Here is a 26,670-nt window from a genome sequence, read left to right as displayed (position 1 = left end):
GCGCGCGCTTAATGAAATCAAATGCACAATTTTGCGAAGCGGATCTAATCTTTTACGTTTCAATATTCAATTATTATGAAATAAATGTTCTTATTGTTTTCCATCAGTGCATTCGCCTCTGCAGATGTCTCAGCGATCCTTATTGGTGTCCTTTCAGGATACATTTGCCGTTGCTGGCCCCGGTCGGGGGCCTTTTTTTATGGCGTATCTGCGTCATCCTGCAGGCGGGATTTCATCATATGCAGCGTGCAGCCCAGCGCAATACAGACCAGCAGCGCCGTCAGCAGATAGACCAGTGATACGCCGGCGTAGTTCATGATCAGGCCGGCGAGTGGCCCTGTGATGCCCAGCGCCAGATCCATAAATGCGGTATAGGTTGCCAGCGCACTGCCCTGGTTTTGCTGCGGCACCGCTTTAACCGCAACGACGCCGATAGCCGGAAACACCAGGGAAAATCCTGCGCCGGTCAGAAAAGCTCCCAGCTTTGCCATCCACGGTTCGGCCGCGCCTGCGACCAGAAACAGGCCCGCAGCCTCAATGGCAAAGCAGACGCTGGCGACGCGCAGCCCGCCCCATTTGTTAATCGCATCCGGAAACAGCAGGCGCATGCCCACGAACGCACTGCTGAACAGCGTCAGGGCAAAGGCCGCGCCCTCCCAGCCACGTTCGCGATAAAACAGGGTAATAAAGGTCGCAATCACGCCAAATCCGGCCGAGCCCATCGCCAGCAGCAGTCCAAAACCATATATTTTGCCCAGTACCGCCCGGAACGGCAGCGGGCGCGCTTTACTGCCTTTGACCGCTGCCCGTGGCAGCGCCAGCACCATCGCCAGCAGACTAATGGCCACAATTACTCCTGAGAGCTGCAGCAGTCCGCCGCTGCGAAACAACGCGACACCCAGCGGTGCCCCCAGCGCCATGGCACCGTAGGTCACGATCCCGTTCCAGGAAATCACACGCCCGATGTGCAAAGAGCCCGCTTTTGCCACGCCCCAGAGCGACGTGCCGGTGCCGCAAAAGCTCTGACCGACGCCGAGAATAATGCGTCCCAGGCAGAGCAGCGTCAGACTGAGTAACGCCTGCTCCTGCGTCAGAGCGGAGAGCAGCATACAGAGGCCGCTTAGCAGGCTGCCTGCCAGCCCCAGTACCACAACGCGTTTAGGTCCCCAGCTGTCGGCAAAGCGTCCGGCATAGGGCCGGCTGAGCAGCGTGGCGATATACTGCAGACTGATGACCACCCCGGCCCAGAACGCGCTATACCCCAGATTGTCATGTACGAACCCGGGCAGCACCGCCAGCGGCAGTCCGATGGTCAGATAGGTGGCAAAATTAAATTTTACGACAGACAGAATCTGCAGATTCAGCCGGAGACGGCTGTGCTCTGCAGCAGCAGGCAGGTCAGGCATAAATAAACGCGCTCACGACAGGCATTTGATAACAGAAAATTAACTATACGCCTTTTCAGAGGGTATGCATCTGCTGAACGCCCTGGATTGCCGCCCACTTTCTGGCGCTGTGCCCTGGCGTCTCTGCTGCCTGCATGTGTATAAACAACCTCTTACCCGCCTTCGGCTACACTTGGATCAGAAAAAATCCCCTCAGGAGCAGCAATGAACGAAAAGCCACAGGAGAGAATTGGCCAGAATATTTTGGTCAAGCTGGCGATGTTAGTGATTATTCTGGCTGGCGTCCGCGCCGCGTCAGACATACTGGTGCCCTTTCTGCTCGCCAGCTTTCTGGCTATCGTGCTGAATCCGCTGGTCAGTACACTGATGCGTCGTGGTTTACGACGCGGTGTGGCCATCTCACTGGTTATCACCGTTATCTTTATTATGATGCTGCTGCTGGTGGCTGTACTGGCAAGTTCAGTCGGAGAGTTCAGCGATACCTATCCGCAAATCCGCGCCATGCTGGAGCAGAAACTTACGGTGATCCAGCATCTGGCAGCCGGTTTTCACATTAATATTTCAACCGAAACGCTGGCGCAGCACTTTGATCCGAATCTGATCATGAACATGGCGACCACGGTACTGGCGCAGTTTTCCGGCGCGATGACCAATATAGTGCTGCTGATCCTGACCGTGGTCTTTATGCTGTTTGAAGTGCATCACCTGCCCTATAAAATGCGTAACGCCCTGACTAACCCGCAAATCCGCATCGCGGGCCTGCACAAAGCGCTCAAAGGCGTGACCCACTATCTGGCGCTGAAAACGCTGGTGAGTCTGATAACCGGATTCTCCGTGTGGCTGGTGCTGCTGCTGCTGGACGTGAAGTTTGCGCTGTTCTGGGGGGTGGTTGCCTTTATTCTTAATTTTATCCCCAATATCGGCCCGATTATCGCCGGCATTCCGCCCTTTATTCAGGCTCTGGTGCTGAACGATATTTACGATGCGATGCTGGTCGCGTTTTTGTTCAGCGCAATCCATATGGTATTTGGCAATATGCTGGAACCGCGTCTGATGGGACGCGGGCTGGGCCTTTCCACGCTGGTGGTCTTTCTGTCCCTGATCTTCTGGGGCTGGCTGCTGGGGCCGGTCGGCATGCTGCTCTCGGTGCCGCTGACCAGCGTGACGAAAATTTTGATGGAAACCACGCCGGGCGGCAGCCGTCTGGCGATCATGCTGGGCACCGGCAGGCCACGTCTGAAACGGCGCGAACCACCGCGACAGAGCAGATAGTCTCTGGTTCCGCTGCCGTTTTTCTTTTACCGGGGAATACCGCGTTATCGTTGCTTTTAACTGTAAGATCGCGAGTTATCTGCTGAATAAATCCAAACGGAGCAGAAAAAAACGGGCATTAAGCGCAACGGGCAGCGATCATCAGCGCCGGCTGACTGCACAGCCGGCGAATCGCTGCCCTGCACAGCGTCAATAAGATGTTATGCTGCTGGCGCGGCGGATAAACGCCTAACCCCACCGAGGAGAGTCTGGTGCCTCTGCGAAAAAAACGTCGTGATTTTGGCTGGCTCTATATTGTCTGCGCCGGACTCCTGCCGCTGGTGCTGGGTATCGTCTGTACGGCGATTGAGGCGCGCCATATGGTCCGGCAGCAGCAGGTGGCGACAGCCACTATTTTGCTGGCTCAGGCAGAAAAGATGAGCGACAACGCCTGGAACATGATTGCTGAACTGGGACAATACCCGTCTCGCCCCTGCAGTAACATTGAACAGCACCTGCAGCGTATCGGCACGCTCAACGCCTATTTCCGGTCGGTGGGGATCTTGCAGGGCGATAACATCACCTGCTCCTCTGCTTACGGCATCAGTGACGGCACGCTTGAAGCGATGATGATGCGTCCGCTACCGATAACCGGTAAAGCCTCGTGGAGCCTCTCGCTGCCAGGCACCTCGGGCGTACCGCATCGTCCGGCAGTCATATTTGTACGCCAGTTACCGGACAGCAGCGGCGTCTGGGCGGTCATTGATGGCCAGTATCTGATGGACTTTATGCACGCAATGGGAGAGTCACGCGGCTATCAAATGAGCCTGCAGTTCGGCGAGGGCGCAATTATCGCCAGCGGTAAGAGTGAAGCACCCGTTGAACGCTATATGCAGAGCACGCCGTTTCAGCGCGAATCACAGCGTTATCCTATTCGCGTTAGCGTAATTGTGCCTCCGGCAGAGCTGATCGCCGCCTGGCGGCAGGCGCTGTTTATCTTCCTGCCGATGGCTTCCATCTTCTCGATCATGCTGATGATACTGACGGCGAACTGGCTGCGCCGCCGTATTTCCTGGGCCGATGAGATCCGCCGCGCCATGCGTAATCGTCAGTTTTCTGTTCACTATCAGCCGGTTTATAACAATACGCTTGCCCGCTGTTCAGGGGCCGAGGCGCTGCTGCGCTGGCAGCTGCCCAATGGTGAAATGGTGCGGCCCGATATTTTTATTACGCACGCGGAGTCGGAGGGAGTGATTGTGGATCTCACCCGGCATCTGCTGGAACTGATGAGTGAAGATATTGCCAGCTGGCCGGTGATGCCGGGTTTTCACCTCGGTTTTAATCTGGCGGCAGATCATCTGCAACACGCAGACTTTACTCAGGACATCATGCAATTTGCGCAGGCTATCCGCGACAAGCAGATGCTGATCACCCTTGAACTTACCGAGCGCAGTTTGATTAAGGATGGCGAAGCAGTCGCGCGCAAGCTGCGTTTTCTGCAGGCGCAGGGCATGAAAGTCGCCATTGACGATTTTGGCACCGGACACTGCTCCCTTTCCTACCTGATGACCTTCCCGCTCGACTATCTGAAAATCGATCGCGGCTTTATCAATGCCATTGAAGGGCTGGAAATAGAAACGCCGGTGCTGGATGCCATTATCAATCTTTGCCACAAACTGAAGCTGGAGGTGCTGGGCGAAGGGGTAGAAACCGCGCTGCAGCTCACGTATCTGCAGCAGCGTCAGGTCACCTTTATTCAGGGCTATTATTATGCCCGTCCTGTTGCCAGCCAGACGTTCCTCCGCTGGATGGAAGAGCACGGTACTCAGCCGCTTTCCGGTATGACTTCCGCCCCGCATTAATTCCCGCCGCAGCCCGCATGGTGTGTGGGTTATGTCAAAAAAAGTAAAATATTTTTCACCCTTATGACACTGCTTTACGACCATATAATTAGTTAAAAAGTAACCACTTACTGGTGAAAACATGACAAATATCACATAAAAACGGTATACTCTGTCGCGGTTCGCAATAATTACCTGAGTAATAATTGCTGTGGCTGGCCAGGGGAAAACCCTTTTTCACGGCTATGCTTTAATCTTCTCAACGCCGCGGACTGAGTTGATAGCAAACAGCCTGCGGCGTTGAGGATTTTTCGAATTCCAATACAGGGTAACATCATGAAATTACGTAGGAAGCGTGTAAAACCTATCGGGCTGGATGACGTCACCATTATTGATGACGCCCGCTTACGCAAGGCTATTACTGCAGCATCGCTGGGCAATGCGATGGAGTGGTTCGATTTTGGTGTCTATGGCTTTGTTGCCTATGCGCTGGGTAAAGTCTTTTTCCCTGACGCCTCCCCGGGCGTGCAGATGATCGCGGCGCTGGGTACCTTTTCGGTTCCCTTCCTGATCCGTCCGCTGGGCGGGCTCTTCTTCGGCATGCTGGGTGACAAGTATGGCCGGCAGAAAATTCTTTCTATCACCATTGTTATTATGTCGATCAGTACGTTCTGTATCGGCCTGATCCCCTCCTACGCCTCCATTGGCATCTGGGCACCGATTCTGCTGCTGCTGGCCAAAATGGCACAGGGCTTCTCGGTCGGCGGCGAGTATACCGGCGCATCGATTTTTGTCGCAGAGTACTCTCCGGACCGTAAGCGCGGCTTTATGGGCAGCTGGCTCGACTTTGGTTCTATCGCCGGTTTCGTACTGGGTGCAGGCGTTGTGGTGCTGCTCTCGACCATCATCGGGGAAGATAACTTCCTTGAGTGGGGCTGGCGCGTACCTTTCTTCCTGGCACTGCCGCTGGGTCTGATTGGCCTCTACCTGCGTCATGCGCTGGAAGAGACCCCGGCTTTCCAGCAGCACGTTGAAGGTCTGGAGCAGGGTGACCGTGACGGTCTGCGCGATGGCCCGAAAGTGTCATTTAAAGAGATCGCCACCAAACACTGGAAAAGTCTGCTGGCCTGTATCGGTCTGGTGCTTGCTACCAACGTGACCTACTACATGCTGCTGACTTACATGCCGAGCTACCTGTCGCATAACCTGCACTACTCGGAAGATCATGGGGTGCTGATCATCATCGCCATCATGATGGGTATGCTGTTTGTACAGCCGGTAATGGGTATGCTGAGCGACCGCTTTGGCCGTCGTCCGTTTATCATTCTCGGCAGTATTGCGCTGTTCTTCTGTGCCATCCCTGCGTTTACGCTTATCAACAGCAACGTGCTGGGGCTGATTTTTGCCGGCCTGCTGCTGCTGGCAGTGATCCTCAACGCCTTTACCGGCGTGATGGCCTCTTCCCTGCCGGCGATGTTCCCGACGCATATTCGCTACAGTGCGCTGGCCAGTGCATTCAACATCTCGATTCTGGTTGCCGGTCTGACGCCAACCGTGACCGCCTGGGCAGTAGAAGCGACCAATAATCTCTATATGCCAGCTTACTATCTGATGGTGGTAGCTGTGGTGGGCCTGATTACCGGTCTCTATATGAAAGAGACGGCGAACAAGCCCCTGCGTGGCGCCACGCCTGCGGCGTCTGACCTTGATGAAGCGCGTGAGATCCTGCAGGAGCATCACGACAATATCGAACAGAAGATTGAAGATATTGATGCAGAGATTGCACGCCTTGAGGCTAAACGTCGCAATCTGGTCGACCAGCATCCGGTTATTAAAGAGTAATATCCACCAGTCCCGCCGCCCGGCGGGACTTTTTTATCTCCCGCCTGAACCTGTCAGCAGCACACATTCTTCATTACCCGGCGCGAAAAAGAGTAAACTGTAGTCACTATTTTCATCCGAATAAGTTGTGTGAGCATGTCTGAATTTAATCTGATCCAGCGCCCGAGAAGGCTGCGTAAAAGCGCGTCAATGCGCACAATGTTCCAGGAGTCCGGCCTCAGCATCAACGATCTGGCGCTGCCGATCTTTGTCGAAGAAGAGGTGGATGATTACGTCCCGATCAACGCCATGCCGGGCGTGATGCGTATTCCGGAAAAACGTCTGGCGTATGAAATTGAGCGTATTGCCAAAGCGGGTATCCGTTCTGTCATGACCTTCGGTATTTCCCATCATACCGACGCTACCGGCAGCGACGCGTGGCAGGAAAATGGCCTGGTGGCGCGTATGGCGCGCATCTGTAAAGAGACGGTGCCGGAGATGATCGTGATGTCCGATACCTGCTTCTGTGAATACACCAGCCACGGCCACTGCGGTGTGCTGTGCGATCACGGTGTGGATAATGACCAGACGCTGATTAATCTGGGTAAACAGGCGGTGGTTGCCGCGCAGGCAGGTGCTGACTTTATCGCTCCCTCAGCGGCTATGGATGGTCAGGTTAAGGCGATCCGTCAGGCGCTGGATGGGGCGGGCTTTACCGATACGGCGATCATGTCTTACTCCACTAAGTTTGCGTCCTCGTTCTACGGCCCGTTCCGCGAAGCGGCAGGCACGGCGCTGAAAGGCGATCGCAAAACGTATCAGATGAACCCGATGAACCGCCGCGAGGCGATCCGCGAATCCCTGCTGGATGAAGCGGAAGGTGCGGATTCACTGATGGTTAAACCTGCCGGTGCCTATCTCGACATTCTGCGTGATATTCGCGAACGCACCACGCTGCCGCTGGCGGCTTACCAGGTGAGCGGTGAATATGCGATGATCAAGTTCGCCGCGCAGGCGGGCGCCATTGACGAGCGTAATGTCGTTCTGGAAAGCCTGGGCGCCATTAAGCGTGCCGGCGCCGACCTGATATTCAGCTACTTTGCGCTGGATCTCGCCGAGCAAAAGCTGCTCTGATAAGCATTTTACAGCCCGGCGATCGCTAACGCCGGGCTGGCCTTACTCAATAATCATACACACGCGAATAATGCTTTCTGAGCATAAATTAAAATAATTAACGCTGCTTTTATTCTGTTATTTCCAGAAGGCGCGATAAATCACTTATATAAATACAAGACTATTCCCGATATAAAAATATATTACTTAAAAATAAAAAAATAATTTAGCACGCCTCTGCTTTATACCGTTTAATTGACTTTCATGATGACGCGTGAAGGAAAACATCGGCATGAAGCAGAAATATAATCAGCAGGTTATCACCACGATCAAAGAGTGGCTCACTGACAATCTGGAGCAACGCTTAAGCATCGACGATATCGCACAGAAATCAGGATATTCGAAATGGTATCTGCAGAAATTATTTGCCCGCTATTATAGTGAAACCCTGGCGCGCTATATTCGCAGGAAAAAGCTGACACAGTGTATTGCCGACCTTAAATACAGTGACACGCCGATAATTCGCCTGGCGCTGAAATACCATTTTGAAAGTCAGCAATCACTGACCCGTTCGTTTAAGCAGACGCTGGGCTGCACACCGCTGCAGTGCCGCAGACGCAGGCTATGCCGCGAAGCGGAAGCGCAACTCCGCAGCAGTGATGACCCCTGCGCAATTTGCCGGCGGATGGAGGGTCAGCCGGGTTCTCCGGAGGAAGACACGGCATAACCATCCGGTGAGACGCTTTGCGTCTGCCGCGGATCAGCGCTATAGCCTCTACTCTACTGGCTTACCCGGCAGCATCACGGCTGACATGAGCTGCCGGCAGCGCAGCGCTTCCTGATGCGCCTGCTGCTGCTGCGGCAAGGTCAGATCCTGCCACACCTGCTGCAGATGTGTTGCCAGATCAGCCTTAAAGCGGATTTTCTGCAGGGCATAATCGGAGTTACTGCCTTCAATAATCTGCTGCATCGCCTGCGGGCTGTTATCGCGCCCGTCGTGCGTCAGCGTACAAAATACGGCAATATAATAAGCTTTATCTTCATCATCATAATGTGGCATCAGCCACCATACTGCGGCGCTCAGCAAAAGCAGAACCGGCAGCAGAAATTTCATTTTTAACATAGTGTCACAGCATCAGCGGAGTAAAAAACCTGCCGATAATAGCAGATTAGCGGCATGGCTACCCGCGCGTATCGGCCATCAGCGCTGGTTTCTGCGGATTCTCTTAAAGTTGTTGTTTTACGGTTTATTGATTGAGCAACTTCCCGCCCTTTGTTAATTTTAACCTTCATTTCGCGCCGCTCAGGGTGCATTCAGGACGTTGCCACAGGGCCAGTTTTTTTGCCTGCATAAAAACTGCGATAGCTGACGGCCTGCGACAGGAAAAAGCATGAACAAAAATAATCTTAAAACTCATCTGGTCTCGCTGGGTCTGCGGGCAGAGAAGATGCTGACGCGGCGTAAACAGCTGGCAAGCTATAATCCGCGCGATGAGCAGGATATCAATATGTGCAGCCAGCCCGCCACCGGCACGCCGATCCCGCAGCAGATCTGGATGTACTGGGAGAGCGAAACGCTGCCCGCTGAAGTGCAGATTTTTGTGGATAAAATTGTCCGGGAAAACCCGGGTTATCAGATGACGGTGATCAACAATCGCAATCTCGCCCGCTATCTGCCGGACCTGCAGTTTACGCATCCCGATATGCGTCCGTCGCACAAAAGCGATGTCATCCGGCTGGAGTTGCTTTATCGCTATGGCGGCATCTGGATGGACGCCACCATTATTCTCAACCAGACGCTGGATGCACTGCTGGCCGTTAACGCCGATGCGCGTTACGACCTGATTGCATTTTACCGGGCCGGCTCAACGCACGATATGGCGTATCCGGTGATTGAGTCGTGGTTCCTTGCGGCCCCGGCGCATAATGCTTTTATTGGTCGCTGGCTGCACTATTTCCGCCCGATTGTCACGCTGGGTGCTGAAGCTTTCTTCCGGCAGCTGCTGGCGCAGCCTGACTATGACACCCTGGTACAGGGCATTACGCCGCCTGATTACCTGGTGGTTTATCTGGCACAGCAGCAGGCGCTGCGCGAAAGCAATGATTACAACCTTTATCTGCGTAAGTGCGAAGCCAGCGCGCTGCTCTATCAAAGTCTGAGCGAGTGGCGCCCGGTCCGGCTGAGCCGCATGCTGATGGTTGATCGCCTGCCAGACGTGCTGCCGCCGCTGACCAAGCTCACCGGATTTGATCGCAAATATCTCGCTACCAATCTGAAATATGGCGTGGTTAACCGCGACAGCCTGCTGGGCCAGCTGCTGCTGAGCCGCCAGTAATGCTCAGAGTGCCTGGGCGCAGGCCCAGGCAGAACTCCACGCCCACTGGAAATTATAGCCACCCAGCCAGCCGGTCACATCCGCGACTTCGCCAATGAAATAGAGGCCCGGTACGTCACGCGCTTCCATGGTTTTTGAAGAGAGCTGGGTGGTATCAACACCGCCCAGCGTAACCTCCGCGGTGCGATAGCCTTCGGTGCCGTTTGGCTGTACGCGCCACTGGTGCAGTAACTGCGCCAGCTCAGCCTGCTGTTTGCTGTTGAGCTGCTTCAGGGTGACATCCGGGATCTGGTTCATCGCCTGCAGGACCTCCACCAGTCGCTTCGGCAGGATCTTCGCCAGGCTGTTTTTCAGGCTGAGGTTGGGGTGCGCGCTGCGCTGCTCATCGAGGTAATCCGTCAGCGCCAGTGCCGGCAACAGGTTAACGCTGACAAACTCCCCTGGCTGCCAGTAACTGGAGATCTGCAGCACTGCCGGACCAGAGAGGCCGCGATGGGTAAACAGCATCGCTTCCTTAAACAGCGTGCCGTCCTGCGCTTCAATGGTGGCTGGCAGCGCAACGCCCGACAGCGTGCTGAGCTGCTCCAGCAGCGGTTTATGCAGCGTAAACGGCACCAGTCCGGCGCGGGTCGGGTAGACGCGCAGACCAAACTGCTCTGCCACTTTGTAACCAAACGGCGACGCACCCAGTCCCGGCATCGATAATCCGCCGCTGGCGATCACCAGCTTCTCTGCCCATACGTCTGTGCCATTAAGCTGCAACCGGAACCCCTCGCCGTCGCGTGCCGTGCTCAGCACTTCGCTGCGCAGCCGCAGCGTCACCGCACCCGCCTCACACTCTTTCAGCAGCATATCGACAATGTGCTGCGCTGAGTCGTCGCAAAACAGCTGACCCAGCGTTTTTTCGTGCCAGGCGATGCCGTACCGGTTAACCAGATCGATAAAATCCCACTGGGTGTAACGCGCCAGCGCAGATTTGCAGAAGTGCGGATTGTGCGACAGGTAGGCCGCCGGCTCGGTATACAGATTCGTAAAGTTGCAGCGGCCGCCGCCTGACATCAGGATCTTACGGCCCGCTTTTTTGCCGTTATCCAGCAGCAGTACGCGGCGCCCGCGCTGTCCCGCCTGCGCTGCACAGAACATACCGGCTGCACCTGCCCCTATTACGATAACGTCAAACTTTTCCACTGCGATGTCCACCTGATTACGAAAGGCGCTGATTGTAGTGATCTGCGGCTTTTTGCGCCACCTTCAAAAAAATGCTGTAAATATGTCATAATGTAACTGTTTCATTTTTAGGCTCTTTTACCTTGTTTTGTCCTCCGGGTTATCATTTTAAGACAAAAAAAGGCTATATTTCTCTTTCCCATACAGTGCGTTGTCGCAGATAATGCGCCGCGTTCATGTCCTCCAAAATGGCGTAACGTTTATGCTACATCTGTTTGCTGGTCTTGACCTGAGTACCGGCCTGTTATTGGTTCTTGCCCTGCTGTTTGTATTGTTTTATGAGGCAATCAACGGCTTCCACGACACAGCCAACGCGGTCGCTACCGTCATCTACACCCGTGCGATGCGGGCGCAGCTGGCAGTGGTGATGGCAGGTGTGTTCAACTTTTTTGGCGTGCTGCTCGGCGGTCTGAGCGTGGCCTACGCTATCGTACATATGCTTCCTACCGATCTGCTGTTGAATGTCGGTTCGGCGCACGGCCTCGCCATGGTCTTTTCCATGCTGCTGGCTGCCATTATCTGGAACCTCGGCACCTGGTATCTGGGCCTGCCGGCCTCCAGTTCTCATACGCTGATTGGCGCGATTATCGGTATTGGTCTCACCAATGCACTGATGACCGGCACCTCTGTGGTGGATGCGCTCAATCTGCCGAAAGTGATCAATATCTTTCTGTCGCTGATCCTGTCACCGATTATTGGATTGATCATCGCCGGCGGCCTGATTTTCCTGCTGCGCCGTTACTGGAGCAGTACGAAGAAACGCGCGCGTATTCATATGACTCCCGCTGACCGTGAAAAGATTGACGGCAAGAAAAAGCCGCCGTTCTGGACGCGCATCGCGCTGATTGTTTCGGCCATCGGCGTCAGCTATTCACACGGCGCTAACGACGGACAGAAAGGCATTGGTCTGATCATGCTGGTGCTGATTGGCGTGGCTCCGGCGGGTTTTGTCGTGAATATGAATGCGTCAGGGTATGACATCACCCGCACGCGCGATGCGGTTAATCATCTCGAACAGTATTACCGCCAGCACGGCGATTCACTGACGCACATTGTGCAGATGGCACCGCCTGCACTGCCAACGCCGGAAGAAGTTCCGAGCGGCCCGCAGGAGTTCCACTGTGACAGCGCGCGTGCGCTGCAGGCAATCGGTCGGGCTCAGGGCCTGCTGAACAATCTGCAGAGCTACGATCAGCTCTCTGTCGATCAGCGTAGCCAGATGCGTCGTCTGCTGCTGTGCATCTCTGATACTGCGGATAAAGCGGCCAAGCTGCCGGAAACCGGCGCGGATGATAAGCGCTTCCTCAGCAAGCTGAAGGGCGATCTGCTTGGCACTATCGAGTATGCGCCGGTCTGGATTATCGTTGCCGTGGCGCTGGCGCTGGGCATCGGCACCATGATCGGCTGGCGGCGTGTGGCGACAACCATCGGTGAAAAAATCGGTAAGAAAGGCATGACCTATGCGCAGGGTATGTCAGCGCAGGTGACTGCTGCCCTATCGATTGGGGTGGCAAGCTATACCGGTATGCCGGTTTCAACCACGCATATCCTCTCTTCCTCTGTGGCCGGCACCATGCTGGTTGACGGCGGCGGACTGCAGAGTCGCACCATCAAAAACATCGCTATGGCGTGGATCTTCACGCTGCCGGTCTGTATTTTGCTGTCAGGCGGACTCTACTGGATTGCATTGCATCTGATCTGATACCGCAGTATTCCGGCAAAAGGGCGACAACCGTGTCGCCCTTTTTTATTGCCGGCGTCCGGCATGAGGAGGCCGTTTTACTGCCAGATCGCCATGGCCACCAGGCTCACCACGACCAGAAAACAGAGCCCGCTGGTCAGCACAAACTGACCGCGTACGCGTTCGCAGCGGCGGATAAACTCATCGTCATGATGGTCAAGATAGCGTTTCAGCCAGATATAGCGTACCAGCCGTACCTGCTTGCCCGGCTGACCGTGAGACGTAAAAAAGCCAGCCCCGTCAACATACTGGTATAACAGCGGATCGCAGCCGCGCAATACGTAAAGCAGCGCACGTAAAGAAGAGAAGTAGCGCGCCATATTCACCAGACAAACCACACAAAGAGCCCAAAAAAGCGCGATAGTGCTGATCATAGTTCCCCCTTCTGGCTGGTACCGCAATGACGTGTTCTGCAGCGGGGAAGTGCTGCAAACGTCCTGTGGAAAATAAGCCAGCCATCGATAAGCAGATTGGCATTGTTGTTTTACAGATCTGCGCCTCGCCACCAGAGAAAAGTGGCACGCAATTTCAGTGTAGAATATCTGCTCAAATTTTTTCCAGCGACGCGTATCGTCACTCTACACCTGCTCCCTGCTCTGCGCATCGTCATCACACTCAGGCGCAGCGGTGCAGCATTTGCCGGTGACACTGGCTATACTCAGCAGATAACAACAGATCCTGCCGTTTCATTGAGTCACCGGCGCATCATCGCCGCTTCGCGCTAAGGAAAACGCCCGCCGTGGTTTGCGGGAGGGTGGCCCCCCAGAATATTGAGAAAGGAGTTTTATCATGGCCTATAAACATATCCTGATTGCAGTCGATCTCTCTCCGGAAAGCCAGCTGCTGGTGGATAAAGCGGTGTCTCTGGCGCGCCCTTATGACGCCAAAATCTCGCTTATTCACGTTGACGTTAACTATTCCGATCTCTATACCGGCCTGATTGACGTGAATCTCGGCGATATGCAGAAGCGTATTTCTGAGGAGACGCACAGCGCCCTGAAAGCCCTCTCTGCCAGCGCAGGCTATCCGGTTGGCGAAACGCTGAGCGGCAGCGGCGATCTGGGCCAGGTGCTGGTGGATGCAATCCGGAAATATGACGTGGATCTGGTGGTCTGCGGTCATCACCAGGATTTCTGGAGCAAGCTGATGTCATCCGCGCGTCAGCTGATTAACACCGTGCATATCGATATGCTGATTGTGCCGCTGCGCGACGCCGAAGAAGAATAAAAAAACAGGCCGGAAGAACCGGCCTGTTTTATTTTTGCTGCTCTGCCGCTTCAGGTTAGCGGCGGATAGATATCGAAGCGGTGGCTTTTTGTTACCACGGCAGACTGTGTTGCCACGCCTGCCAGCGGCGGCGCGTAGTCAGGACGCTTAACCACGATACGCTTTTTCGCCAGACGACGGGCAGGCTCCAGCAGCGCATCGGCATCCTCATCGGCTCCGACCAGCGACTGAAATACGCGCATCTCTTTTTTTACCATCGCACTTTTCTGCCTGTGCGGATACATGGGATCGAGATAGACCACATCCGGCGCGGGTGCGATATCGCTCAGCGCCTGCTGGCTCGCTACGTGCAGCAGCGTCAGCCGCTCGCGCAGCCAGCCGCCAATTTCGCTATCGGCATAGCCGCGCTGCAGGCCATCCTCAAGCAGCGCGGCGACCACCGGGTGGCGCTCCAGCATCCGTACCCGGCACCCCAGCGCAGCAAGCACAAACGCATCGCGTCCGAGACCGGCCGTTGCGTCGACCACATCCGGCAGATAGCCGCCTTTAATACCCACCGCTTTGGCCACCGCCTCACCGCGTCCGCCGCCGAATTTGCGCCGGTGCGCCATGGCACCGGAAACAAAATCGACGAAAATACCGCCCAGTTTTGGCTCATCGCGCTTGCGCAGCTCAAGATGCGCAGGGGTGAGTACCAGCGCGAGCGGCGCGGTCTCATCCTGCTCAAGCCCCCAGCGCGTTGCCAGTTGTAATAAGGCGCCGTTTCCGGCGCCTGTTTCATCCACTAAACCAATGTTCACCAGCCGGTTTATCCCTGAATCCCGTAGCTTTTCAGCATGGCATCAAGCTGCGGCTCCCGGCCGCGGAAGCGTTTGAACAGCTCCATCGGCTCTTCAGCACCGCCGCGCGTCAGGATATTGTCAAGGAAAGCCTGACCGGTTTCACGATTGAAGATACCCTCATCGCTAAGGCGCGCCCACGCATCGGCTGCCAGCACGTCGGCCCATAAATAGCTGTAGTAACCGGCGGCATATCCGCCTGCAAAGATATGGCTGAACGCATGCGGGAAGCGTCCCCACTGTGGCGCTTCCACAACGGCAACCTGTTTTTTGACCGCATGCAGGGTGTCCATCACCTTCGCTCCGTGCTGCGGGTCAAAACCCGTATGGAGCCGCAAATCGAACAGTCCGAATTCAAGCTGACGCAGAATAAACAGCGCCGCGTGATAGTTCTTCGCTTTCAGCATTTTTTCCAGCAGCTCGTCCGGCAGAGAAGCGCCGGTTTCGTAGTGGCCAGAGATAAAATCCAGTGCATCCGGTTCCCAGCACCAGTTTTCCATAAACTGGCTCGGCAGTTCGACCGCATCCCACGGCACGCCGTTGATACCCGATATTCCCGGAACCTCAACCTGCGTCAGCATATGGTGCAGACCATGGCCAAATTCATGGAACAGCGTGATAACTTCATCGTGCGTAAACAGGGCAGGTTTGCCCGCCAGCGGCTGGCTGAAATTACAGGTCAGGTAGGCGATCGGCTTCTGCAGGCTGCCGTCCGCTTTGCGCATTTTATCAACGCAATTATCCATCCAGGCGCCACCGCGCTTATGCTCGCGCGCGTAGAGATCCAGATAAAAACTGCCGCGCAGCTCACCGCTTTCATCAAAGATGTCGAAAAAGCGGACATCGTGATGATAGATCTCAACGTTTTTGCGCTCTTTTACATTGATGCCGTAGATACGTTTTACGACCTCAAACAGACCTTTTAACACGCGGGCTTCCGGGAAATAGGGACGCAGCTGTTCATCACTGATCGCGTAGAGATGCTGCTTCTGCTTTTCACTAAAATAGGTGATATCCCAGGGCTGCATGTTATCAACCCCGTACACCTCTTTAGCAAACTCGCGCAGCTGCGCCAGCTCCTGTTCAGCCTGCGGACGCGCGCGTTTTGCCAGATCGCCCAGGAAGTCGATCACCTGAGACGGGCTATCGGCCATTTTGGTCACCAGCGACTTATCGGCATAAGAGTCATAGCCAAGCAGCTGGGCCAGCTCATGGCGCAGTGCCAGCTGCTCTTCCATTATCGGGCCGTTGTCCCATTTGCCTGCGTTGGGTCCCTGATCGGAAGCGCGCGTGGCGTATGCACGGTACAGCTCTTCACGCAGCGCGGCGTTGTCGCAATAGGTGATAACCGGCAGATAGCTCGGGATATCCAGCGTCAGCAGCCAGCCTTCCTGCTTGCGAAGTTTGGCCTGCTCACGGGCGGCAGAAAGCGCATCTTCCGGTACGCCCGCCAGCTCAGCTTCATCGGTGACCAGCTTGCTCCAGCCCATGGTCGCGTCCAGCACATTGTTGCTGTAGGCTGAGCCCAGCTCCGACAAGCGCGCCATAATTTTGCCATAGCGCCGCTGTTTGTCTCTTTCCAGCCCGATGCCTGACAGCTCGAAATCACGCAGGCTGTTATCAATAGCGCGCTGCTGCTCCGGGCTGAGTGCAGCAAAGCTTTCGCTTTGCTTCAGGCTGCGGTATGCCTTGTAGAGTCCCTCGTGCTGGCCAACCCAGGTAGAATATTCAGAAAGCAGCGGCAGCGCTTTGTCGAAAGCGTCGCGCAGATCGGGATTATTTTTTACCGCATTCAGATGGCTGACCGGTGAAAATACACGGCTCAGGCGATCGTCTGCTTCTGCAATTGGCTGAACCAGACTCTCCCAGGTGTAAGGCGCTCCCCGCGTCACCACACGGTCTACCGTATCGCGGCACTCTTCAAGAACCTCGGTCACGGCAGGCACGACATGTTCAGGTTTGATGGCAGAAAAAGGGGGCAGGGTAAAAGGGGTAAGTAATGGGTTAGTCATAAGCGCGATCCTTTCATCATGGAATTATGGGCGCGAATACTCGCGCTACGCAATTTTACTAAAATGCGGGCGCCGGACATTAAAATCAATGCCGTATAATGGAATAGAAGTAGGAAAAAACGCTCAAAATTGCATTTCCAGGCGCGATCTGACAGCAAATTAAGCATTCGCCTAAATCGACCCGTTACTATTTTGCCGGCCCGTCGCGCTTTTCTGCAGCCGCTCCGGTTTGCGCAGCGCAGCCGCAGCACCGGGTCGGGTGCCGCGAAAGCGCAGCAATTTCTCTGTGATCCGGCTATAATCGCGCCATATTCCATCGTCAACTCCTTTGATCCAACTGCGGACCCCCATTTTTTATGCTGAGTTATCGCCACAGTTTTCACGCCGGCAACCATGCCGACGTGCTGAAACACACCGTTGAAAGCCTGATCCTGACCGCACTCATGGAGAAGGATAAGCCCTTTCTCTATCTGGATACGCACGCCGGTGCCGGACGCTATCAGCTGAGCAGCGCACACGCCGAGCGCACGGGTGAATATCTGGAAGGCATCGCCCGCATCTGGCAGCAGCCTGACGCGCCCGCGCTGCTGAAACCCTATCTGAACGCGGTGCGTAACCTGAATCCCGGTGGCACCCTGCGCTACTACCCAGGTTCACCGCTGATCGCCCGTTATCTGCTGCGCGAAGAGGATAAGCTGCAGCTGACCGAACTGCATCCCAGCGACTATCCGCTGTTACGCAATGAGTTCAGCAAAGATGCGCGCGCGCGCGTGGAACGCGGCGATGGCTATCAGCAACTGAAGGCGAAACTGCCACCGCCGGCGCGGCGCGGCCTGATCCTGATCGATCCCCCTTATGAGATGAAAAGCGACTACCAGGAGGTGGTGAAAGGGATTCAGGAAGGCTATAAGCGCTTTGCCACCGGTATTTATGCACTCTGGTATCCGGTTGTGATGCGTCAGCAGATCAAACATATGCTTCGCGATCTGGAAGCCACCGGTATCCGCAATATTCTGCAGATTGAGCTGGCAGTGCGTCCGGACAGCGACCAGCGCGGCATGACCGCCTCCGGCATGATTGTGATCAATCCGCCGTGGAAACTCAAAGCGCAGATGGAAGAGCTGCTGCCGTGGCTGCACAAAACGCTGGTGCCCGCCGGCACCGGGCACTATAGCGTCACGCAGGTGGTACCAGAGTAACGGCCCGGCGCGTTAAATCTCTATAACAGCAAAATCGTGTGCCAGCTCGGTTGCCGCAAACACCGACTGGCACTCTGCCAGCAGCTTTTCCCGATCCGCAGAGAGATAGCGCGAACTGAAGTGCGTCGCGATCATACGCCTGGCGCCCGCCTGCTGCGCCACGGCTGCCGCCTGAACCGTTGTTGAATGCCCCCGCCCGTTGGCCTTTTCCGCCATTGCGGCTTCAAGCGTGGTTTCATGCACCATTACATCGGCATTGGCCGCCAGCGCCAGCGCGGTGTCGGTCGGCGCGGTATCGCCAAATATTGCCAGCACTTTACCTGGCGTAGCGGGCCCCAGATAGTCTGCGCCGTTAATTTCGCGCCCGTCCTCCAGACGGATAACTTTCCCCTGCTTTAAATCCTGATACCAGGGACCGCGCGGAACGCCTTCGGCTTTCAGCCGTGCAGCATCCAGAAATCCGGGCTTATCATGCTGTTCAATGCGGTAGCCATAGCACTCCACGACGTGGTTCATCGGATAAGCGATCACCCGGAACTCGCCGTTATCCAGCACCAGACCTGCCTCGATCTCTATAATTTCCAGCGGATAAGTGGTCCAGGAGCTGCTCAGGCTCAGCGCATTTTCAACGAACGCCTTCAGTCCCTTAGGTCCATAGATCGTCAGCGGATCGGGCATGCCTGCCATTGAACGGCTGGTGAGCAGACCCGGCAGGCCAAAGATGTGATCGCCGTGCAGGTGCGTAATGAAAATTTTCTCCAGTTTGCCGGGGCGAAGCGCCGAGCGCATAAACTGATGCTGCGTCGCCTCACCGCAGTCAAACAGCCAGGTGTCGCCACGCTTTGAAAGCGTCAGGGCGATCGCGGTAACGTTGCGCTGTAAACTGGGCGCACCCGCGCCGGTGCCTAGAAAAGTCAGATGCATAATAGCCTTACCTGTAAGCGAAACCTAAATTTCACTCTATCATAATCATAGGCGGAACCTTTGCGCCGCTCCGTCAGGTAGCGGTAAACTTTACGCCATATTTTCTCAACAGACGGAAACAACGGATGACCAGACATTTTGACTACCTCGCTATCGGCGGCGGCAGCGGCGGCATCGCCTCCATTAATCGTGCAGCCATGCACGGCCAGACGTGTGCGCTGATCGAAGCGAAAGAGCTGGGTGGCACCTGCGTTAACGTCGGTTGCGTGCCGAAAAAGGTCATGTGGCATGCGGCGCAGATCGCCGAAGCTATTCACCTGTACGGACCGGATTATGGCTTTGACACCACGGTGAATCGCTTTGACTGGGCCACGCTGGTAAAAAACCGCAGCGCCTATATCGATCGCATTCACAGCTCCTATGACAACGTACTGGGCAAAAACAAGGTCGAGGTCATCAAAGGCTTTGCCCGCTTTGTGGATGCGCACACGGTGGAAGTGAATGGTGAAACGATCACCGCCGATCATATCCTGATCGCCACCGGCGGACGCCCGGTGCGCCCTGCTGTGCCGGGTGCAGAATATGGCATCGATTCTGACGGTTTCTTTGAGCTGGAATCTTTACCGCGGCGCGTGGCCGTCGTGGGTGCAGGCTATATTGCCGTTGAGCTGGCAGGCGTGGTCAATGCGCTGGGCGCGGAAACGCATCTGTTTGTGCGTAAACACGCTCCGCTGCGCAGTTTTGATCCGCTATTGAGTGAAACGCTGGTGGAGGTGATGCAGGCGGAAGGCCCGCAGCTGCACACCGAAGCGACGCCAAAAGCCGTGGTGAAAAATGCCGACGGCAGCCTGACGCTGCAGCTGGAAAATGGCAGCGAACAGACGGTGGATTGCCTGGTCTGGGCCGTGGGCCGCGAACCGGCGACCGATAATCTCAACCTTGACGTGACCGGCGTTGCGCTTGATGAGAAAGGCTATATCCGGGTCGATAAGTTTCAGAATACCAGCGTTGCCGGCATTTATGCGGTGGGCGATAACACCGGTGCCGTCGAGCTGACGCCGGTGGCAGTAGCGGCAGGCCGCCGCCTCTCTGAGCGTCTGTTTAACAACAAGCCGGATGAGCATCTCGACTACAGCAATGTCCCGACCGTGGTATTCAGCCATCCGCCTATCGGCACGGTGGGCCTGACCGAACCGCAGGCGCGTGAGCAGTATGGCGACGATCAGGTGAAGGTCTATAAATCCTCATTTACCGCCATGTATACCGCGGTCACGCAGCATCGCCAGCCGTGCCGCATGAAGCTGGTCTGCGTCGGCCCGGAAGAGAAGATTGTTGGTATTCACGGCATCGGCAGCGGCATGGATGAGATGCTGCAGGGCTTTGCCGTGGCGCTGAAGATGGGTGCCACGAAAAAAGATTTCGACAATACCGTGGCGATTCACCCTACCGCAGCGGAAGAGTTTGTGACGATGCGTTAACAAAAAGGCGCCCGGACGGGCGCCTTTTTTGATCACAATGGCCTATTACCAGGAGACGGTAATTTTGCCAAAGTGGCTGGCACCCTGCTGATGACGGAACGCCGCCGGCAGCTCGTCAAGCGCCGCAAAATGTTCACCAATCACCGGCCGGACCGCAATCTGCTCCAGCGCACGTACAAACTCCTGCTGCTGACGACGATGACCCACAATCAGCCCCTGGATCCGCGCCTGCTTCGCCATTAACAGCGAGGTCGGGATCACACCCTCATGGCCGGTCAGTACGCCAATCAGCGCGATATGTCCGCCGATGCGCACTGCTTTGATCGACTCTGCCATGGTGCCGGGTCCGCCCAGTTCAATCACCACGTCCGCACCGACACCCTCCGTCAGCTGCTGTACTTCGCTGCCCCAGCCGGGCGTGGTGCGATAGTTGATACCGGCATCGGCGCCCAGCTCGCGCGCACGCGCCAGCTTTTCATCAGAAGAGGACGTGACAATCACCCGTGCACCCATCGCTTTAGCAATCTGCAGTGCGGTGATAGAGACACCGCCGGTGCCGAGCGTAACGATGGTATCACCCGCTTTGATCTGTGCATCCCCCACCAGCGCCCGCCACGCCGTCAGCCCGGAGGTGGTGATAGTCGCCGCTTCGGCATGGCTCCAGCCGCGCGGTGCCAGCGTAAAGTGATGCGCCGGACGCACCACGATTTCAGCGGCAAAGCCGTGGGCACCATCCCCTGGCGTACGGGTAAAGTCACCCACGCGGGCGTAAGGCAGGCCATCCTGCCACTGCGGGAAAAAGCAGGAGACCACATGGTCGCCGGGCCGGAATTCGCTGACGCTGCTGCCCACCTCTTCCACAACGCCTGCGCCGTCCGCCATCATGATGCGCCCTGCTTCAGTCGGGATCGAGCCGTCTGCGACCAGCAGATCGTGATAGTTAAGTGAGGTGGCGTGGATACGGACGCGGATCTCATCAGCAGCGGGCTTGCCAGGATCGGGCAGATCCACCTGCTGCAGATTATCCAGGCCGCCGGGCTGGTTAAGAATCATCGCTTTCATTCGCTTTTCTCCTGTCAGAACACACAATAACGCGCTACCGGTTACTGAGTGTGGCAGTGCAACAGCATTCGTGCCTGGTAAGGTGTGCGGCAGACACGCCGCAGCGATCAGCTCAGTTTATCAAGCCAGCGCACATACGCCTGGTCCCAGAGCGCAGCAGGCGTGCCCGCTTTACCCAGACCAAAGCCGTGCCCGCCGCTGCTAAGCTCAATCAGCTCAACCGGTACGCGCATGCGCCGGCAGACGTCGCGCATCAGTTCGGTGTTGTAGGGATTAGAGGTGCGATCGTCCTCCGCCTGGGCGAGAAACGTCGGTGGATAGGCGCGGGTGACATAGTTTTGCACTGACCAGTTTGCCGCCTGAGTCGCGGTGGCATGTGCCCCCACCATCATCAGGCGGGTCTGCGTATGCTGAAACGGCGCTTCCAGCGTGATCACCGGATAGATAAGCCCTACGCTGCTGGCCGACGGCACGATCTCATCCAGCGCGTCCTGCTGCGGATAGGTGCGAAAATCAGGCCGCGCGGCGGCCATGCCCATCAGATGACCTCCGGCCGAAAAGCCGAGCAGGTGCACGTTCGACTCCATTGCGCGCACCATGCGAATGGCGCGCTGCGCATCCTGCAGCGGTGCCAGATTGCCCGCCTGCCACTTCTCACCGGGCAGGCGATAGCTCAGCACATAGGCGGTATAGCCATTGGCATTCAGCCAGCGCGCAACCGGCCACGCCTCCCGGCCCATACCGATAAAGCGATAACCGCCGCCTGCGGCAATCAGCACCGCCTCGCCGTTGGGATTCTCCGGACGAAAGCGCTGAATAGCGGGTGAAACGATGTTGGTCCATGAGCCTTTGGTGTTGACCCTCAACAAGCCAGACGGGCCGCCACCGCCCGGCGGCTCATCCGGCCAGAGCGGAATGATGTCATCACGGGCAAACAGCTTGCCGGTGGTCATCGCGAGAACGGTTGCTCCGCTCGCCTGTAAAAAACGACGACGTGTCATCATGTTGCGTGCCAGCCACTCTCAGGAAACACCCGGCTCCGGGTCAGATTATTGGTGTGACGAAAGTCTGATTTCTATCCGGCGATAATGTACGCATTCCGCACCAAAAAGCCATAAAAAAACGCGCCGTAAAAGGCGCGTATAATGTGATTGTTACAGCTGCGGCGGCCTGCAGACCAAAGACGCGGCTTAATCCTGCTGCTGAAACTGCGTCATGACGGTCTGCTCGCACTGCTGCTGATCGTGACGCAGCTTACCGCGCTCTTCTTCACCCAGTTCCAGCCAGCCGTTGATCACTTCCTGTGCGATCTCTTCATCGAACTCAGGCTTGTTCATTGCAGAAGGCGACTGGCTGGCGGCCATTTGCGCTTTCAGCTTCGCGGTATAGCTCTCCATGTCACCGGTTTTCTGCTCGCTGCTGACCAGATGGCAGAGCTGACCAGCGTAGATATTCTCTTGTGCATCCGCCTCTTCCGCCAGCGCACCGGCAGAAAGGGTTAAGCCCATCAGGGCAATCAATAAGCGTTTCATAAAGGCTCCTGTTGTTTCCGGAAACTCAGGTTTCATCCTGTTGCGCGCGTGCCGCCTGACGGGCAGCACGCCAGTTTAAGAGCGGTGTCACTGTGATACCGTGCAGCACCACGCTGCATACTACAATGGTCAGGGCCATATCCACCATCTGCTGCGCTTCAGTGCCCTGCAGGCCGTGCACCCAGGCAAAAGCGATATAGTTGATACTGCCAATTCCGCGAATGCCGAGCCAGCCAATCAGCAGCCGGCGCGCGCGCGGCATTTCACAGCGCCAGGTAGTAAGCCAGACTGCCAGCGGTCGCACCACGATAAACAGCAGCAGCGCCAGGCCAATGCCCATCGGGTTCCAGTGGTGCGCCAGCGTAATGCCCAGCACAACCATCAGCGCGGCGGCCAGCAGGCGTTCCACCGTATCGCCAAATGAGAGCGCATCGCCAATCACCAGGCCCACGGATTTAACCATTCCGCCACCGCTCTGCCGTACGCGCTGATTGGGGTTCACCATAACCTCGGCCGGCAGATGTTGTTTCTCTTCCGGCAGATCTTCCAGCGGAAAACAGCGCGTTACGCGCAGTTCAGCGCGACGCAGGCCGACGCCTGCGGCGAAGGTCGCCAGAAAGCCAGAGGCATCCAGCGCCTGCGAGGCAGCATAGCTGAACGCAATAAGCGCCAGCGCAAGAAAATCGTTTGGCGCTACGTCATCGTGCGCGCTGCGCAGCCGCGCCGCCAGCTGGCCGATAATGCGCCCCAGCAGATAGCCAATCGCAATACCACCGCCAATAGACCAGAGCACATCCAGCGTCGCCCACTCCCCCAGGCTGGCGAGATCAAACCCTTCCGGGCGCATCAGCAGCAGCGCCAGGATCAGCAGCGGCAGCGCCGAACCATCGTTCATCCCCGCTTCGCTGGAGAGCGCAACGCGCAGTGCATCATCATCGCGCGCATCGTTGACTGAAATCAGGCTGGCCAGCACCGGATCGGTTGGCGCAACAATGGCGCCAAACGCCAGCGACAGTGGCCAGTTAAAACCGGTGATCCAGTGCACCAGGCACGCCATACCGCCCACCGTCAGCAGCATCGCCGGAAATGCCAGCCGCAGTCCGACCCGCCACGCGTGCGCTTTCAGCGGCAGACGCAGCTTCAGCCCGGTGATAAACAGCGACGCGGCCATCGTGATTTCGGTGATATGCGCCACCAGCTCAGAGTGACCCACAATATCGATACGCAGCAGATCCAGCACCCAGGGACCGCAGATAATCCCGGCGATAAGATAGAGGCCGAATGAGGTCACCGGTCCGCGATGGATCCAGCCGGAGGCCAGTGACATGATCAGTAACAGACCGCCGACAACGGCGGTCCAGGCAAGGAAATTCATAACGCTCCGCTTTTCAAAAACATAACTCTCTTAAGCCTGGCACATGATTGAAAATTAGTTTTTGAGGTGTGCGCTGCGCAGACGTACCAGCAGGGCCAGCAGTGCCGCCGCCGTTGCCAGCGTGACCACGCCGCTCCAGCCAAAATGCGCCAGGGCCAGGCTGCCCAGTGCCGCACCGACGGCCATACCGACAAATATTACGGTAAACATCAGGGCATTCAGGCGGCTGCGCGCCTCAGGTGCCAGACTGTAGACCAGCGTCTGATGCGCGACCAGCGTCGCCTGCACCCCCAGATCAAATCCCACCGTACTCAGGATAATCACGCCCGGCTGCGCTGGCAGCGGCAGCAGCGGCAGCAGGAACATCAGCGCGAACGACCCCATCACCAGCGCAGAGCCGTACTGTGTCACCCGCGCCGGACCGATGCGATCGGCCACGCTACCGGCCAGCGGGGCTGCCAGCGCCCCTGCCGCACCCGCCAGGCCAAACGCGCCCGCAACGGCACTGTCGAAATGAAAACGCTCGCTCAGCATCAGCGCCAGCGTGGACCAGAAGGCGCTGAATCCCACGGATAACAATCCCTGTGCCAGCGCGGCGCGGCGCAGCGTCTGATGCTGACGCCACAGCTGCGCCAGCGACAGCAGCAGGCGCGGATAGCTGACGGCGGTACCGGGTGTGAAGCGCGGCAGTACGCGCCAGAGTGCCAGCGTCATCAGCAGCATAGCGCCCGCGGCGATAAAATAGAGCGTACGCCAGCCGGCATACTCCGCCACCAGACCGCTGATCACCCGCGACAGCAGAATACCCGCCAGCAACCCGGTCATTACCACGCCAACCGCCCTGCCGCGGCGATGCTCAGGCGCCAGCGCGGCAGAAGCGGGCACAATATCCTGTGCCACGGTGGCGGTCAGTCCGGTCACAAAGCTGGCGATCAGCAGCGCGCCGATCCCGCCGGCAAACCCGCACAGCAGCAGCGAGGCCACCAGCAGTAATCCCTTAATCAGAATAATGGTGCGCCGGTCATGGCGATCGCCCAGCGGGGCCAGCAGCAGGATCCCCAGCGCATAGCCCGCCTGCGTCAGCATCGGCACCATACCGATGCTGCTGATGCCGGTGTTAAATGTTTTACTGATGATATCCAGCATGGGCTGGCTGTAATAAATAGAAGCGACGCTCAGCCCGGCACCGGCGGCAAGCGTAAACAGCAGCGGAGCGGGAAGCGTTTCTGCGCGACGGGCAGATGAGGATAAAACAGACATGGGCAGTTCTCCTGAAAAGTTGCATCCAGTAAAGCGCACGGCAGCCATACGCGGTAGAGTGCGGTAACACACAACTGTTATGCATGACACGTATGAACAACCTGACCAGTACCGATCGTATCGCCCTGATGCAGACCTTTATCCGTATCGTTGAGAGTGGCTCTCTCTCTGCCGCCGCGCGGCAGCTCAGCATCACACAACCCACCATCAGCCGCCGTCTGCAGGCGCTGGAGCACTATCTCGGCCTTAAGCTGATACTGCGCACCACACATGCGCTTAAACTGACGGATGACGGGGAGCGCTGCTATACGCAGGCGCGACAGTTAATGGCCACGTGGTATGCGCTGGAAGATGAGCTGACCGGGTCGCATGATGAACCGGCGGGCACGCTGCGGGTACGCGCGCCGCACGCCTTCGGACAGGATCAGCTGATTACGCCACTGGTGACCTGGCTGCAGCGCTACCCGCGTCTGAATGTGGAGTGGATGCTCAACGATCGCACGCCGGACTTTATCCGTGAAAATATTGATTGTGCGATTCAGGTTGGCGCGCCCGACGATCCGGGCATTGTGGCCGTGCTGCTGGCCGAGGTGCCGCGTATTGTGGTGGCGGCGCCGGCGCTGCTGGCCGCCCATCCCCCGGTGACGCAGACCGATGAACTGGCACAGCTGCCGTGGCTGGCGCTGACCAGCTTTTATCGCAATGAGATTGCGCTGCAGCGCGTCAGCGATAGCGCAATGGTAAGTCTGGCTATCGCGCCGCGGCTCGCCAGCGACAGCCTCTATGCCGTGCGCAAGGCCGCGCTGGCCGGAATGGGCGCTGCGGTGGTGTCATCGTGGGTCGTGCAGGACGATCTGGCATCCGGCGCGCTGGTGCAGCTGCTGCCGGCGTGGCAGGCACCGCCGCTGCCGGTCTGGCTGACCTATCCGTGGGCCAGCTACTATCCGGCAAGGCTGCGCCATTTTTTTACGCTGATCAAAGCGGTGATGCCGCAGCTGCTGGGTACCCGGCCGCCGGCACGCTGAG

General features: G+C 57.0%; 24 protein-coding genes. 12 read left to right on the top strand and 12 right to left on the bottom strand.

The window, feature by feature from the left end; translation table 11 throughout:
• Nucleotides 1–197 precede the first annotated feature (197 nt).
• Nucleotides 198–1,406, bottom strand: a complete 1,209-nt coding sequence (locus B3041_RS12165; protein ID WP_292974366.1) for an MFS transporter — start codon at nt 1,404–1,406, stop codon at nt 198–200.
• A 204-nt stretch (nt 1,407–1,610) separates the two neighbouring features.
• Here B3041_RS12165 and B3041_RS12160 point away from each other — a divergent pair, with 204 nt between their 5' ends.
• From B3041_RS12160 to B3041_RS12140, 5 genes are all read left to right on the top strand, one after another.
• On the top strand, nt 1,611–2,678 hold the full coding sequence (locus B3041_RS12160) for an AI-2E family transporter (protein WP_065648539.1): 1,068 nt from the start codon (nt 1,611–1,613) through the stop codon (nt 2,676–2,678).
• 251 nt (nt 2,679–2,929) lie between these two features.
• Nucleotides 2,930–4,519, top strand: coding sequence for an EAL domain-containing protein (locus tag B3041_RS12155; protein WP_292974364.1), 1,590 nt, complete (start codon nt 2,930–2,932; stop codon nt 4,517–4,519).
• A 315-nt stretch (nt 4,520–4,834) separates the two neighbouring features.
• Nucleotides 4,835–6,340 (top strand): glycine betaine/L-proline transporter ProP, encoded by a 1,506-nt coding sequence (proP, locus tag B3041_RS12150; RefSeq protein ID WP_065648537.1) that lies wholly within the window; start codon nt 4,835–4,837, stop codon nt 6,338–6,340.
• Between the two features lie 135 nt (nt 6,341–6,475).
• Nucleotides 6,476–7,453 (top strand): porphobilinogen synthase, encoded by a 978-nt coding sequence (hemB, locus tag B3041_RS12145; protein WP_065648536.1) that lies wholly within the window; start codon nt 6,476–6,478, stop codon nt 7,451–7,453.
• A gap of 271 nt (nt 7,454–7,724) precedes the next feature.
• Nucleotides 7,725–8,159 carry a helix-turn-helix domain-containing protein gene (locus B3041_RS12140; protein ID WP_065648535.1) on the top strand — a complete coding sequence of 145 codons (435 nt, stop codon included), beginning with the start codon at nt 7,725–7,727 and terminating at the stop codon, nt 8,157–8,159.
• A 48-nt stretch (nt 8,160–8,207) separates the two neighbouring features.
• On the opposite strand, the gene B3041_RS12135 is transcribed toward B3041_RS12140, so the two are convergent.
• The gene (locus tag B3041_RS12135; protein ID WP_065648534.1) at nt 8,208–8,555 is read right to left on the bottom strand and encodes a hypothetical protein; all 348 of its coding nucleotides are present in this window, start codon (nt 8,553–8,555) and stop codon (nt 8,208–8,210) included.
• Nucleotides 8,556–8,823: 268 nt separating this feature from the next.
• On the opposite strand from B3041_RS12135, the gene B3041_RS12130 reads away from it, so the two are divergent.
• Nucleotides 8,824–9,768: a glycosyltransferase family 32 protein gene (locus B3041_RS12130; RefSeq protein WP_065648533.1), complete on the top strand. Its 945-nt coding sequence runs from the start codon at nt 8,824–8,826 to the stop codon at nt 9,766–9,768.
• A gap of 3 nt (nt 9,769–9,771) precedes the next feature.
• Here the strand turns inward: B3041_RS12130 and B3041_RS12125 are convergent, their stop codons facing one another.
• The gene (locus tag B3041_RS12125; RefSeq protein WP_075050717.1) at nt 9,772–10,956 is read right to left on the bottom strand and encodes an NAD(P)/FAD-dependent oxidoreductase; all 1,185 of its coding nucleotides are present in this window, start codon (nt 10,954–10,956) and stop codon (nt 9,772–9,774) included.
• A 241-nt stretch (nt 10,957–11,197) separates the two neighbouring features.
• Between B3041_RS12125 and pitA the strand changes: the two genes are divergently transcribed.
• Nucleotides 11,198–12,697, top strand: a complete 1,500-nt coding sequence (gene pitA / locus B3041_RS12120; protein ID WP_065648531.1) for an inorganic phosphate transporter PitA — start codon at nt 11,198–11,200, stop codon at nt 12,695–12,697.
• A 77-nt stretch (nt 12,698–12,774) separates the two neighbouring features.
• On the opposite strand, the gene uspB is transcribed toward pitA, so the two are convergent.
• Entirely contained in the window at nt 12,775–13,110 is a 336-nt protein-coding gene (gene uspB, locus B3041_RS12115; RefSeq protein WP_065648530.1) for a universal stress protein UspB, read from the bottom strand.
• Between the two features lie 141 nt (nt 13,111–13,251).
• Between uspB and B3041_RS12110 the strand changes: the two genes are divergently transcribed.
• Together B3041_RS12110 and uspA are read left to right on the top strand one after the other, a co-directional pair.
• Nucleotides 13,252–13,461, top strand: coding sequence for a hypothetical protein (locus B3041_RS12110; protein ID WP_167350665.1), 210 nt, complete (start codon nt 13,252–13,254; stop codon nt 13,459–13,461).
• A 64-nt stretch (nt 13,462–13,525) separates the two neighbouring features.
• On the top strand, nt 13,526–13,963 hold the full coding sequence (uspA, locus tag B3041_RS12105) for a universal stress protein UspA (RefSeq protein WP_065648529.1): 438 nt from the start codon (nt 13,526–13,528) through the stop codon (nt 13,961–13,963).
• 50 nt (nt 13,964–14,013) lie between these two features.
• Here uspA and rsmJ read toward each other — a convergent pair whose 3' ends face one another.
• A complete protein-coding gene (rsmJ, locus tag B3041_RS12100) occupies nt 14,014–14,763 on the bottom strand; it encodes a 16S rRNA (guanine(1516)-N(2))-methyltransferase RsmJ (RefSeq protein ID WP_065648528.1) in 750 nt (249 codons plus the stop codon).
• Nucleotides 14,764–14,771: 8 nt separating this feature from the next.
• Nucleotides 14,772–16,814, bottom strand: coding sequence for an oligopeptidase A (gene prlC, locus B3041_RS12095; protein WP_065648527.1), 2,043 nt, complete (start codon nt 16,812–16,814; stop codon nt 14,772–14,774).
• Nucleotides 16,815–17,170: 356 nt separating this feature from the next.
• On the opposite strand from prlC, the gene B3041_RS12090 reads away from it, so the two are divergent.
• Nucleotides 17,171–18,013 (top strand): 23S rRNA (adenine(2030)-N(6))-methyltransferase RlmJ, encoded by an 843-nt coding sequence (locus tag B3041_RS12090; RefSeq protein ID WP_065648526.1) that lies wholly within the window; start codon nt 17,171–17,173, stop codon nt 18,011–18,013.
• A 12-nt stretch (nt 18,014–18,025) separates the two neighbouring features.
• On the opposite strand, the gene rnz is transcribed toward B3041_RS12090, so the two are convergent.
• Nucleotides 18,026–18,937 (bottom strand): ribonuclease Z, encoded by a 912-nt coding sequence (gene rnz / locus B3041_RS12085; RefSeq protein WP_292974357.1) that lies wholly within the window; start codon nt 18,935–18,937, stop codon nt 18,026–18,028.
• Nucleotides 18,938–19,062: 125 nt separating this feature from the next.
• Between rnz and gorA the strand changes: the two genes are divergently transcribed.
• Nucleotides 19,063–20,415, top strand: a complete 1,353-nt coding sequence (gene gorA, locus B3041_RS12080; RefSeq protein WP_292974355.1) for a glutathione-disulfide reductase — start codon at nt 19,063–19,065, stop codon at nt 20,413–20,415.
• A gap of 45 nt (nt 20,416–20,460) precedes the next feature.
• Here gorA and B3041_RS12075 read toward each other — a convergent pair whose 3' ends face one another.
• From B3041_RS12075 to B3041_RS12055, 5 genes are all read right to left on the bottom strand, one after another.
• Nucleotides 20,461–21,477: a zinc-dependent alcohol dehydrogenase family protein gene (locus B3041_RS12075; protein ID WP_065648522.1), complete on the bottom strand. Its 1,017-nt coding sequence runs from the start codon at nt 21,475–21,477 to the stop codon at nt 20,461–20,463.
• Nucleotides 21,478–21,584: 107 nt separating this feature from the next.
• Nucleotides 21,585–22,481, bottom strand: a complete 897-nt coding sequence (locus B3041_RS12070; protein WP_065648521.1) for an alpha/beta hydrolase — start codon at nt 22,479–22,481, stop codon at nt 21,585–21,587.
• A 186-nt stretch (nt 22,482–22,667) separates the two neighbouring features.
• Nucleotides 22,668–23,009, bottom strand: coding sequence for a hypothetical protein (locus tag B3041_RS12065; RefSeq protein WP_065648520.1), 342 nt, complete (start codon nt 23,007–23,009; stop codon nt 22,668–22,670).
• A 25-nt stretch (nt 23,010–23,034) separates the two neighbouring features.
• Nucleotides 23,035–24,384: a cation:proton antiporter gene (locus B3041_RS12060; protein ID WP_065648519.1), complete on the bottom strand. Its 1,350-nt coding sequence runs from the start codon at nt 24,382–24,384 to the stop codon at nt 23,035–23,037.
• A 54-nt stretch (nt 24,385–24,438) separates the two neighbouring features.
• A complete protein-coding gene (locus tag B3041_RS12055) occupies nt 24,439–25,644 on the bottom strand; it encodes an MFS transporter (protein ID WP_292974352.1) in 1,206 nt (401 codons plus the stop codon).
• A gap of 92 nt (nt 25,645–25,736) precedes the next feature.
• On the opposite strand from B3041_RS12055, the gene B3041_RS12050 reads away from it, so the two are divergent.
• Nucleotides 25,737–26,669 (top strand): LysR family transcriptional regulator, encoded by a 933-nt coding sequence (locus B3041_RS12050; RefSeq protein WP_065648517.1) that lies wholly within the window; start codon nt 25,737–25,739, stop codon nt 26,667–26,669.
• Nucleotide 26,670 lies beyond the last annotated feature (1 nt).

The organism is Pantoea sp. UBA4549, from assembly GCF_002387285.1.
Taxonomy (GTDB): Bacteria; Pseudomonadota; Gammaproteobacteria; order Enterobacterales; family Enterobacteriaceae; genus Pantoea; species Pantoea borealis.
Note: the sequence above shows the minus strand (reverse complement) of the source record. Positions and strands in the feature narration are given on the sequence as shown.